The organism is Rania fehmarnensis (genome assembly GCF_056494185.1).
This window is the reverse complement of the sequence record NZ_CM151398.1, coordinates 1,402,421-1,414,573: the sequence shown is the minus strand read 5'-3', so window position 1 is coordinate 1,414,573 and position 12,153 is coordinate 1,402,421. Positions and strand designations below refer to the sequence as shown.

The window sequence follows — 12,153 nt, the reverse complement described above, 5'->3', positions numbered from 1 at the left end:
ACCACCAACCTGCCTTGGCAGCCACTTTTGACGCGGGCCGACTTTTAGAATATTATTTCGGTACCGAAAGAATTTACTTACGTCCAACCACGAAGCGGAGGAGCCGGCGTTTGGCGGTTCGAAGAACAACTAGTCCCACTCGCAAGACCGATGATGCCAGCGAGATCATCTGGGATCTTGGGCGGGCTTACTATGCTTACGTGGGTTTGGTCGAACGCGTGTTGATCGAACAAGAGCTGGATCATGTGCTCAGGCCAGGGATGGGTTTGGTATTGTTTGCTCTTTACGAAGAAGACAGCCGCACGATCAAGGAACTGGCCGAACGATCGCAACTAGCTTGCTCCACTTTGACAGGCATCCTCAAGCGGATGGAGAAAGCGGACTTGATCGTCCGCCGCAAAGATGCCAACGACGGCCGCCTGGTCAGAGTTACCTTGACAGACCTTGGTCACAGCTTGGAGAAGAAATGCCGAAGCATGGCCAAGCGCATCAATCAAGTTTCCCTTACCGGAGTCGGTCCTCAAAACGTCTCCAAGTGTCTCAAGATTCTACAAGGCATGACGATTGCCTTCCGACAAGAAGAACAACGCCTGGCGAGCCAGCAATCATGAAACAGTTTTGGGCCAAAAGCCTGTCTCTCATTTCCTTGTGCGTGCTTTGCATCTCGGGATGCATCCAGCCCACCTCGGCCCAGCCACCAGCGAAACCTAAGCCAACCGTCGTCGTCGCTCAACCCGTGGTCATGCCGATTGTTGAGTGGGATGAGTTTGTCGGTCGCCTCGAACCAATTGAAACGGTCCAAGTTCGTTCGCGCGTGAGCGGTTACCTGGCCACGACCAGTTTCGAAGAAGGACAACTCGTACGCACAGGTGACTTGATCGCGATCATCGATCAGCGCCCTTTCAATTCCGAAGTGGCTCGCAACCGAGCCAACCTGGCTGAAGCTCAATCACAGATGATTCAAGCTCAAGCTGCGGTTGCCCAAGCTCAAGCGGAAGCCAAACGTTCGTCGATTCAACGCGAGCTAGCCAAGAAACAACTTGATCGCAACGACGTCCTCCGCCGGCAAAACGCCACTGCCTTGCAGGACTATGAAATTGCGGAAGCGGAGTTTGCACAATCCGAAGCCGAAGTCATCGTGGCCACTGCCAAGATCGATTCCGCTAAATCCGCCGTGGCCGCAGCCGAAGCTGCTGTCAACATTGCCAAAGCCAACTTGGAGTTGGCCGAATTGAATCTGCAGTACACCGAAATTCGCGCGCCGATTGATGGGCGCATCAGCAGTCGCTTTGTCACCGAAGGCAACTTTGTCTCCGGGGGAACAAACGATTCAACGCTGTTGACCACCATTGTCTCGCTCAATCCGATTCACTGTTACTTCGATGCCGATGAACAAACCTATCTGAAGTACGGTCAACTGGTTCGCGAAGGCAAGCGACCTAACAGTCGCGAAGTCTACAATCCGGTCTTTTTGGCGTTGGCCAACGAGCGCGATACCTTTCCGCATCAAGGCTATATCGATTTCGTCGACAACCGCATGGACCAACGCACCGGTACCATTCGTGGCCGAGCTATCCTGCCCAATGACAATTTGGATTTAACGCCCGGCCTGTTCGCGCGGTTGCGACTTCCTGGTAGTGCGCGCTACGATGCCATCCTGATTCCTGACAAGGCGGTGGGTACCGATCAGTCAGATAAGTTTGTGCTGACGGTGGATAGCAACAATAAAGTGGTGCGCAAAGTGGTTACCCTTGGTCCGATTTCGCATGGTCTGCGCATCATTCGCGAAGGCATTATGGCTAACGATCGTGTGATCTTAAGTGGCCAGCAGCGAGCGCGTCCTAATATGGAAGTCTCGGTCAATGCCGAGACGATCACGCCTGGACCAGAGATTCTGCCCGATGACTATCAACCTGTGACACCGGATAAACTCTTGGCCCCCAAACGCATGACGGCCGGCAATGTGGACTTGCCCAGCACTGATCCACCAGCCGGTTCGCCTGGAGTTACGTCTGGTTCGACTTCTGGTAACTTGCCTACAAGAACGGCGGGAACTCAACCTTGAGATTTGCGCAATTCTTTATCGATCGACCAATTTTTGCGACCGTGGTGTCGCTGGTCATCTTGATCTTGGGCTCGATCGCCTACTTCACGTTGCCAGTGTCTCAATACCCCGATGTGGTTCCACCCACAATCGTCGTACGAGCCAGCTACCCAGGCGCGTCCCCTGAAGTCATTGCCGACGCCGTAGCCACGCCGATTGAACAAGAGGTCAACGGCGTCGAAGACATGCTGTATATGTCTTCGCAGTGCACCAGCGACGGGGCGATGGCCCTGACGATTACCTTTCGCCTGGGTACCGATCTCGATAAAGCACAAGTGCTGGTGCAGAACCGTGTCGGTATTGCCTTGCCGCGCCTGCCTGAAGAAGTCCGACGCCTGGGTGTGACGACGATCAAGTCATCGCCCGACTTATTGTTGGTTATTCACTTGACCTCACCGGAAGGCAAGTACAACCAATTGTATGTCGGCAACTATGGTTTTATTCAGCTGCGGGACACGCTGGCTCGCGTCGATGGTGTGGGTGATATCAATATCATTGGCTTGCGCGAGTACAGCATGCGAGTGTGGCTCGATCCGGAACGTTTGTCGTTCTTGTCGATGACCGCCGGCGATGTGGTCAAGAGTCTTCAAGAGCAGAACATTCAAGTTGCTTCGGGTGTAATCGGTCAACGACCGGTGCCCAGTGGTGCCGCGTTTCAACTATCGGTCAACACGCTCGGTCGTTTGACGGAGCCCGAGCAGTTTGGCAACATCATCGTGCGCACAGGTGAAGATGGTCGGATTGTGCGCGTCAAAGACGTCGCCCGCATCGAACTGGGTGCGCGCGATTACGCGGCCGATGCCATGCTGGATGAGAGTCCAGCCGTCGCCATGATCGTCGCGCAGCGGCCTGGATCCAACGCACTGGCCACTGCCAAAGCCATCGAAGACAAGATTGCGGATCTTTCCAAGAACTTTCCCGACGGCATCGAATATCGCATCATTTACAATCCCACGGTCTTCGTACGCGAGTCGATTGAATCGGTGGTACAGACCTTGTATGAAGCGATCGCGTTGGTCGTCATCGTGGTGCTAGTGTTCTTGCAAAACTGGCGCGCGGCCGTGATACCGCTGATGGCCATTCCGGTTTCGCTGATCGGTACCTTCGCGGCCATGTCCGCCTTTGGCTTCTCGTTGAACATGCTCTCGCTGTTCGGGCTGGTGCTGGCCATTGGCATCGTGGTCGATGATGCGATCGTGGTGGTCGAGAACGTAGAGCGTCACATTGCCAAAGGCTTGACACCTCGGGCGGCCAGTTATAAAGCGATGATCGAAGTCACCCCCGCGGTCATCGCCATCGCCGTCGGTTTGACCGCGGTATTCGTACCCACTGCCTTCTTGTCCGGTTTGACCGGTCAGTTCTATCGCCAGTTTGCGCTCACGATCGCAGTCTCGACATTGATATCCGCATTTAATTCACTAACGCTGGCTCCAGCTTTGTGCGCGCTGCTGCTCAAGCCGCATGGAACCGAGACCGATTGGCTTAGTCGCATTTGGAACTTTCTGTTTGGTTGGTTCTTCAACTTGTTCAATCGCGCCTTCAACTTCACCTCGCACGCTTACGGACGCGCGGTAGGTTGGACCGTGCGGCACTGGCCCATACCGATGGTCGTGTACGCAGCCTTGATTGCCATCGCTGTTATGGGATTTCAGCGAACGCCCACGGGCTTTATCCCCAAGCAAGATATGGGCTACTTGATCACGATGGTGCAGTTGCCCGATGGGGCTTCGGTCGAGAGAAGTGCCGAAGTTGTGAAACGCGTGGTCGAGATCATTCGTAGTCATCCGGGCGTGTCGCATGCGATTTCCTACTCGGGTTATTCGGGTACTACGCGCAGCAACAGTCCCAACTATGGCTCGATCTTTATCATGCCCAAGCCGTTCCATGAGCGCATGCATCATGGACCCACGGCGGACCAGATTCAGGCTGATTTGCAAGCCCAGCTGGCGAAGATTCCCGAAGCCATGGTGTTTGTCATCTCGCCGCCACCGGTGCGCGGCCTGGGAACCGCCGGGGGTATTAAGTTCTTGGTTCAAGATCGGGCAGGACTGGGATACAAGGAACTGCAGAAGGCGACCGATGCACTGATCGCGGCCTGCGCGAGCGATCCCGACCTCTCCAACGTGTTCACGACCTACCGCGCCACGACTCCGCAACTCTACGCCGATGTCGATCGCGTCAAGGCCAGCATGCTGAACGTACCGATTGCCAACATCTTCGAAGCTCTGCAAGTGAACTTGGGTTCATCGTATGTCAATGACCTCAATCTCTTCGGGCGCACGTTTCAAGTGCGCGTGCAGTCCGAAGGTGAGTATCGTCGCAACGCGGAAGATATTCTGCTGTTCAAAGTCCGCAACAAAGAGGGCTACATGGTGCCGCTGGGTTCGGTCGTCAACGTTCAATGGCGCAGTGGACCTGATCGTGTCGTCCGCTACAACATGTATCCTTCAGCGGAAGTCCAGGGTGACACCGCGCGTGGGCGCAGTTCCAGCCAGGCCATCGCAGCCATCGAGCGTCTGGCTGAGGAACATCTGCCACCGGGCATGCAAATTGAGTGGACCGATATTGCTTACCAGCAGCAATTGGCTGGCAACACTTCGATCTTTATTTTTCCACTGTGTGTCTTGTTCGTGTTCCTGGTTCACTCGGCGGAATATGAAAGCTGGGTCTTGCCACTGGCCATCATTCTCATTGCACCTGTCTGCTTGCCCTTTGCACTCTGGGGCGTCGTAGCGCGAGGTATGGATAACAACCTCATTACACAGATCGGCTTCATCGTGTTGATCGGCCTGGCGGCAAAGAATGCGGTGTTAATTGTGGAGTTCGCCAAACAATTGGAAGAGCAGGGGCGGAATCGATTCGAAGCGGCCACTGAGGCGTGTCGGTTGCGGTTGCGTCCCATTCTGATGACATCGTTTGCGTTTATTCTAGGCGTATTGCCGATGGCCACGGCCATTGGTCCAGGCTCTGAAATTCGCCAGGTCTTGGGGACAGCCGTACTGTGCGGCATGTTGGGTGTCACCTTCTTTGGACTGTTCTTGACGCCGACGTTTTATGTGATTCTGCGTGGCTTGGCCGAGCGATTTTGGCCTGGGGCTGATCATACAAAACCTTAGCCTGTAGAGCGGCACTCCAGGGCCGCTCAACCGCAAAGCTGGACTATTGGGCGCAAGTAACATTGGTTAGACGGTTCCGTTTTTTAACGCAGAGAGACGGAGGATCGCAGAGATGACAGCGCTTTCTCCGCGACCTCTGCGGTCTCTGCGTTTTAAAAAAGGAGCCTGCCCGTAGAGCGGCTCTCCAGGGCCGCTCAACCACAAAGTCAGACTATTGGTCGCAAATAACTTTGGTTAGAGGGTTTCGTTTTTTAACGCAGAGAGACGGAGTATCGCAGAGATGACAGCGCTTTCTCCGCGACCTCTGCGGTCTCTGCGTTTTGAAAAAGGAGCCTGCCCGTAGAGCGGCTCTCCAGGGCCGCTCAACCGCAAAGCTGGACTATTGGGCGCAAGTAACATTGGTTAGACGGTTCCGTTTTTTAACGCAGAGAGACGGAGGATCGCAGAGATGACAGCGCTTTCTCCGCGACCTCTGCGGTCTCTGCGTTTTAAAAAAGGAGCCTGCCCGTAGAGCGGCTCTCCAGGGCCGCTCAACCACAAAGTCAGACTATTGGTCGCAAATAACTTTGGTTAGAGGGTTTCGTTTTTTAACGCAGAGAGACGGAGTATCGCAGAGATGACAGCGTTTTCTCCGCGACCTCTGCGGTCTCTGCATTTTGAGAAAGGAGCCTGCCCGTAGAGCGGCTCTCCAGGGCCGCTCTACCACAAAGTTAGACTATTGGTCGCAAGTAACTTTGGTTAGAGGGTGCTGAGCAGCTGAGGACAGCTGCTCTACGGCGACGCAGCGATGGATTTTCAGATTTAAGATTTGAATTTTCAGTAGTGAGATGCGATGATGCTGCCAATCCTCAACTCCCACCCCATCTCTTCCGAAGACGATCATGAAACTACCACGCTGGCTGGTTGCGGCCATGTTTTGGGCATTGCCAACTCTTGCGTATGCCCAGGACTCCGACGGTGCTAATCATCCCGATCGCCAGGTGCAAGCTGGTGTGCCACAAGGCCAGCTGACCAGCGGTGTATTTGAAACCAGTAGTATCTATCCTGGCACTCGCCGCGAGTACAGCGTTTACGTGCCTGCGCAGTACAGTGCAGATAAACCGGCGGCCTTGATGGTCTTCATGGATGGGACTGGGTACTCGAAGGCGGACGGTGCATTTCGCGCACCCATCGTCTTCGATAACTTGATTCACCAAAACGCGATGCCCATCACCATTGCGGTGTTCGTCAATCCAGGCACTGTGCCGCACACGCGCGAAGGTGCTCAGGATCGCAGCACGCGTTCCTTTGAATACGACTCGATGGGTGAGCGTTATTCGAAGTTTCTGATCGACGAGTTCTTGCCCGTGGCGCTGAAAGATTTAAACGTCTCGAGCGATCCCCAGCAACGAGCCGTATGCGGTATTTCGTCAGGCGGCATCTGCGCCTTCACCGTCGCCTGGGAACGACCCGATCAATTTGGCAAAGTCCTCAGCCACATCGGTAGCTTTACTAACATTCGCGATGGCTGGGCTTATCCCGGCCTGGTGCGCAAAACCAAGAATCGTCCCAAAGCTCTTAAGGTTTATCTGCAGGAAGGCAAAGACGATTTGAATAACTTGTTTGGCAACTGGCCGCTGGCCAATCAAGACCTGGCCGCAGCTCTCCGATTCGCTGGCTATGAACACAAGTTGGTCATGACCGAAGGTGGTCATAGTGGGCAATGGGCAGGCTATGACTTGCCCCAGGCCCTGCGTTGGTTGTGGGCCGAAAAGACGGAAGCGGTCGCGGTGCCATCGCCTGAGACCAAGCCCGAGTGGCACCCGCATGCCGATGCAGTCGCGCGGGATGACGTGCCGCATGGCAGCGTTGAAGAGTTGCCACCCTTCGAATCGAAGATCTTTGAAAACACTCTGCGCGATTTGTCTATCTATGTACCTGCTCAATACAAAGCAGATCAGCCCGCGGCGCTGATGATCTTTCAAGATGGTGCATCGTTTGCCGACGTCAAAGGCCGCTGGCGCGTACCGATCGTCTTTGACAACTTGATCGCCAAAGGGGAAATGCCGCCCACGATCGCTGTTTTCATCAGTCCCGGACAAGACAAAGCCCGCTGGGGTCAACGGCGACAATATTCCAACCGCAGTCTTGAATACGACAGCTTGGGCGATCGGTTTGCGCGCTTTTTGATCGAAGAGATCATTCCCGAAGTTGAAAAAAAGTATGCGATATCCAAAGACCCCAACCTACGCGCGATCGGTGGATCGAGTTCGGGTGGAATCTGCGCGTTTACTGTCGCGTGGGAGCGACCGGAAGCCTTTCGCAAAGTCTTCATCAACGTCGGCAGCTTTACCAACTTGCGCGGAGGCGATGCCTATCAAGCCTTGGTTCGCAAGACGGAGCCTAAACCACTGCGAATCTATATGGCAGATACTTCTGGCGACATCGACAATCAATTTGGCAGCTGGCCTTGGGCAAATCAATTGATGGCTTCGTCGCTCAAGTACATGGGCTATGACTTACGTTTCGACTGGGCAGAAGGTTACGGGCACAACAGCGATTTTGGCGGCGAACGTTTTCCAGACGCCATGAAATGGTTGTGGCGCAGCCAGTCGCACCAGCCCGCACTCGACACTCGAGGCGATTTGAAAGGCGACCTAACCATATTAAAGCTGCTTGTTCCTGGCGAAGGCTGGCAAGTTGTGGCCGACAACTTGGGCTTTGCCGATGCGCCCTGCACCGATGCCGACGGCAACTTTTACTTCAGCGACATGCGGGCTCCAGCGGTTTTCAAGGTAAGCACCAACGGAGACAAAACTGAACTCGCCAAGGAGGCCATCAGCGGTCTGGAATTTGGGCCCGATGGTCGCCTGTACGGTTGCCAAGGTGCGCAGAACCGAGTGATCGCTCTCGATCCGAAATCGGGCGAAGCCACAGTCATCGCCACCGGTGTCTCGCCCAATGACTTAGCGGTGACCAAAGATTGTTGGATTTATATCACAGAAACCCAACAACAACGCATCACACGCATATCGATTCAAACGGGCGAAGTCACGCATGTTGATACGGGTACCGTCAATAAACCCAATGGCATTGCCTTATCCAATGATCAAGGCACGTTGGCCGTATCCGACTACGGCGGCCAGTTCGTGTGGCTGTATCGAGTTGGTACTGACGGAACCCTGGATGCCGCGATGCCGATCATGAGCATGCGGCTACCGATCGATCAGGTCAGCGAATTCAAGTTCAACTTGCCGCCACCCTATAAATCCACTGCTCAAGGTGATGGTATGGCTGTTGACAAGATCGGGCGCTACTACGTCACCTCAGCGCTCGGTGTCCAAATCTTTGATCCGACGGGTCGACAATGTGGCGTCTTGCCCAAGCCCAAAGAAAATCAACCTCTCACCAGTTGTGTATTGGCCGGCGAGAATCATCAATACTTGTACATCACCAATGGCGATACCATCTATCGTCGTCGGTTGACCGTAGAGTAATTCGTAGCCACCGTCGCCAGACGGTGGAAGTGTTACGTTTAGTCATCCACCGCTTGGCAGCGGTGGCTACGAACTTATCGGCGAGAAACGAATCACAAACGATGAATAAAATGCTCTTGAACTTATTGGCTCTGGTCATTTGTTGGCCATGTGGGACACACGCGGCCGAGCCGGTGCCGGACAAATTGGTCGTGCTGACCTTTGATGATTCGTCGAAGAGCCATTACACGATCGTGCGTCCGCTGCTACTAAAGTACAACTTTGGTGCCACCTTCTTTATTACCGAAGGCTTTGACTTTACGACTAATAAAAAAGACTACATGACCTGGGAGGAAATTGCCCAGTTGCATGCCGATGGTTTCGAGATCGGTAATCACACACGTGATCACTTGGGCATTAGCGATGCAAACGTATCGAAGCTGAGCGAGCAATTGGATGGCATTGCCGCGCGATGTGCAGAGCACAAGATTCCCAAGCCAGTTTCGTTTGCCTGGCCAGGCAATGCCACTTCGTTGCAAGCGTTCGAAGTGCTGAAAGCTAATGGAATTCGATTCGCACGGCGCGGAGGAGCACCTGAATTTCCCTACGAAGAAGGCCGCGGTTTTGCGTATGAGCCTGGGCAAGATCACCCACTACTACTGCCGTCGGCTGCCGATGCCAGGCCCAAATGGACGCTCGATGATTTTGTACGCGGTGTCCAACAAGCCCGCGAGGGACGCATTGCCATTCTGCAATTCCACGGAGCCCCCGATACCGCGCACGATTGGGTGAGTACGCAGCAGCAGATGTTCGAAGCTTATATGCATTACCTGGCTATCGAGAAATTCAAAGTCATCGCGCTGCGAGATTTATCTAAATTTGCCGGCACCGACATTGAACCGGCAGATGTCATGGCCGTTATCGAGCGACGCAAAGCATCTATGCTTGCACCGCCAAAGTAATCCGCACCAGCGATGGCGCGCGTGACACTGACGCAGTAAATCATTCCTATTAGGCTAGGCAAGCTCTTGGCAACCTAAACCTGAAGGAAGCGAAACCATCATGCGTCAACTGTTCATCGCACTAGCCGTCTTAATATTCACCACCAATTTTGCTTGTGCCCAAGGTGCTGGCGGTGGAGGCGGGCGTGGGGGCAAAGGTGGCGGCGGTGGTGGTGCGGCCGCGGGGCTGAATCGAGCCGGAGGTGGCGGTGCCATGAACCAGGTCATGGGCAATTCTGGCCAACGCAACCCACAAATGAATCAGGGCCAGGGCAATCAAGCTGGAGGCAATCAACCGATGCCGTCGGTGGCTGAACTGGCGCAGTTGCTTATGACCGCTTATGACACCGATGGCGATGCCGCCCTAAATCAAACAGAACTCCAAGCAGCCTTGGCGGGTCTGCGCGACATGATGCAACAGCAAGGCAACCAACGCGGCCAGCGCGGCCACCAGGGCAATATGGCCACTGCTGCTCAAGCCGGCAACCAACTGGCCAATCAAGTCCGCAACCAAGGGGCCAATCCCGCGGGTAACCAAGCCAATCAAGCCGAACGTGGACACAAGCGTTAAGCAGGTCGCTGCGACCTGATCGGAATGAACATCTTGGTCGAGGTTCGGATTAAGCTGGTCCAAACTCTGGCGAGTTCGGCTACGGAACTGATCCAAACTCTGGCGAGCTCGGCTCGGGATCGCACATTCATCTTGACCCAGACGGGGTCGGTCGGTTACTTCCCTAGATTAAGTGTCTCGAAAGTCAACTTTGGGGAAGTCGCGATGCGGCTAGCGGTGTGGATCTGCGCAATTAGCTTGGCTTGGGGAATTGCTTTGGCAAACCCTGGCTCTGCCCAACTTGCGCCGTATCCGCAGTCATCCAGCTTGCCGCCGGCTGTGCTGCGAGATTCGCAGGTCGCTACTGCTCCTATCGGCGAAATGATTCCGTTTAATCCAGCTACAAATCGCGGAATTTATCCTTCGACCACTCCCGGTAGTACGCTGTTCGATCCTTATGCTACGCGACCCAGCTATCAAAACCCTGGTTATCAGTTGCCCAGTACAGCGGCGCCGACCTATACGCAACCCTACGGATCGATAGCTCCCTATAACTCGGCTCCCTATAACCCCGGCCAGTTGCCAGGGACTAGCCCATCGGGCATGTTTGGCAACACCAACGTCTATCCTAATAACGGCTCCATTCCCACCACGGGACTGCCTGCGACCAGCTATCCACAGGGTGGCTATCCACAGGGTGGCTATCCACAGGGCGGTTATCCGACGACGCTCAACCCTGGTTTTCCAGGCGTTGGTCAGAGTGGCCCGATCGGTAACTACAACGGCCTGAACAATGGCGTGTATCCACCGGGAGCTTACCCCAACACTTCACCACCCTCGCTCTTTCCGACTAGCATCTTTGGTAATGGGCAAGGCGGATTGTTTAGTGGGTTTACCAATTGGTTGGGCGGCAACAATCCGTACGGATACGGTTATGGTCAAGGCGGTTACAACGCAGGCGGGCTGGCTCCTGGGGCTTATGGCGGACCGGTTAATAACGCTGGCATCCTGGCACCTGGAGCGATCGGTGGTGCCTCGCCCTATGGCAATTGGAATCCCCAAGGAACGTTGGCCAGCACCTGGCCTGGTGCGCCGCAGTTTGTGCGATTCTTTCAAGGTCCACGTTTTCGACATGCGTTCATCTATGGCGATAACGACCAGGACTCGCTGCAAATCAATGATACCGATGTATCACTAGCGTTTGCCTGGCCGAACTTTCTGTTCTCAACTCAACCGCTCTATGTCTTGCCATCATTTTCATTGCATCAATGGGACGGCCCCAACTCGCCGGCCACAGCTGATTTACCTTCGAAGGCGTATAGCGCGTTTTTGGATACGGGTTGGCAATCTGATCCACTGCGATTGTTAGGAGCTGAACTGGGCGTGCGCGTCGGTGTGTTCAGCGACTTTGACACGTTCACTAGCGACAGCTTGCGAATCATGGGGCGTGGGCTGGCCCGCATGCGCGTGACGCCGACCGCTACGATCAAAGGTGGGGTGGTGTACCTGGACCGCAATCGCGTCAAGTTATTGCCAGCTGGCGGCGTGTTATGGCAACCCAATCCAGGCACACGTTTCGATTTGTTCTTTCCCGAGCCCAAGCTGGCTCACTATCTCAATACCGTCGGTACCTACGATACCTGGTGGTATGTAGGTGGGTACTACGGTGGTGGAGCCTGGACGATCAAGCGTGCCGACGGTTCCAAGGACTCGATCGACATCAACGATATCCGCTTGTCGCTGGGCCTGGAGTGGGGCCGCAACGATCAACTGCGCGATGGCCGCCGCGTGGGTTTCTTGGAAGTCGGTTATGTGTTCAATCGCGAACTACTCTACGAAGCCTCACCGGCAGATAATGTCGATCTGGACGATTCGTTCGTCGTGCGGGCGGGCATTGGATATTGAAGGAGTTCGAAGTTTGAAGTTT

7 protein-coding genes are annotated in these 12,153 nt (G+C 54.8%); all 7 read left to right on the top strand.

All coding sequences use genetic code 11. From position 1 onward, the window contains the following. Positions 1-110: 110 nt before the first annotated feature. The 7 genes from SH573x_RS04420 (at position 111) to SH573x_RS04390 (ending at position 12,131) form a co-directional block, all read left to right on the top strand. Positions 111-611: a MarR family winged helix-turn-helix transcriptional regulator gene (locus tag SH573x_RS04420; RefSeq protein WP_479353121.1), complete on the top strand. Its 501-nt coding sequence runs from the start codon at positions 111-113 to the stop codon at positions 609-611. Continuing rightward, positions 608-2,065, top strand: coding sequence for an efflux RND transporter periplasmic adaptor subunit (locus tag SH573x_RS04415; protein WP_479353120.1), 1,458 nt, complete (start codon positions 608-610; stop codon positions 2,063-2,065). Before SH573x_RS04420 ends, SH573x_RS04415 begins: the two co-directional genes overlap by 4 nt. Then, positions 2,062-5,220 carry an efflux RND transporter permease subunit gene (locus SH573x_RS04410; protein ID WP_479353119.1) on the top strand — a complete coding sequence of 1,053 codons (3,159 nt, stop codon included), beginning with the start codon at positions 2,062-2,064 and terminating at the stop codon, positions 5,218-5,220. The genes SH573x_RS04415 and SH573x_RS04410 overlap by 4 nt, the downstream gene beginning before the upstream one ends. A gap of 881 nt (positions 5,221-6,101) precedes the next feature. Beyond that, on the top strand, positions 6,102-8,696 hold the full coding sequence (locus SH573x_RS04405; protein WP_479353118.1) for an alpha/beta hydrolase-fold protein: 2,595 nt from the start codon (positions 6,102-6,104) through the stop codon (positions 8,694-8,696). A 101-nt stretch (positions 8,697-8,797) separates the two neighbouring features. Further along, the gene (locus SH573x_RS04400) at positions 8,798-9,637 is read left to right on the top strand and encodes a polysaccharide deacetylase family protein (RefSeq protein WP_479353117.1); all 840 of its coding nucleotides are present in this window, start codon (positions 8,798-8,800) and stop codon (positions 9,635-9,637) included. 100 nt (positions 9,638-9,737) lie between these two features. Further along, the gene (locus tag SH573x_RS04395; RefSeq protein WP_479353116.1) at positions 9,738-10,247 is read left to right on the top strand and encodes a hypothetical protein; all 510 of its coding nucleotides are present in this window, start codon (positions 9,738-9,740) and stop codon (positions 10,245-10,247) included. A gap of 204 nt (positions 10,248-10,451) precedes the next feature. Next, positions 10,452-12,131 (top strand): hypothetical protein, encoded by a 1,680-nt coding sequence (locus SH573x_RS04390; protein ID WP_479353115.1) that lies wholly within the window; start codon positions 10,452-10,454, stop codon positions 12,129-12,131. Positions 12,132-12,153 lie beyond the last annotated feature (22 nt).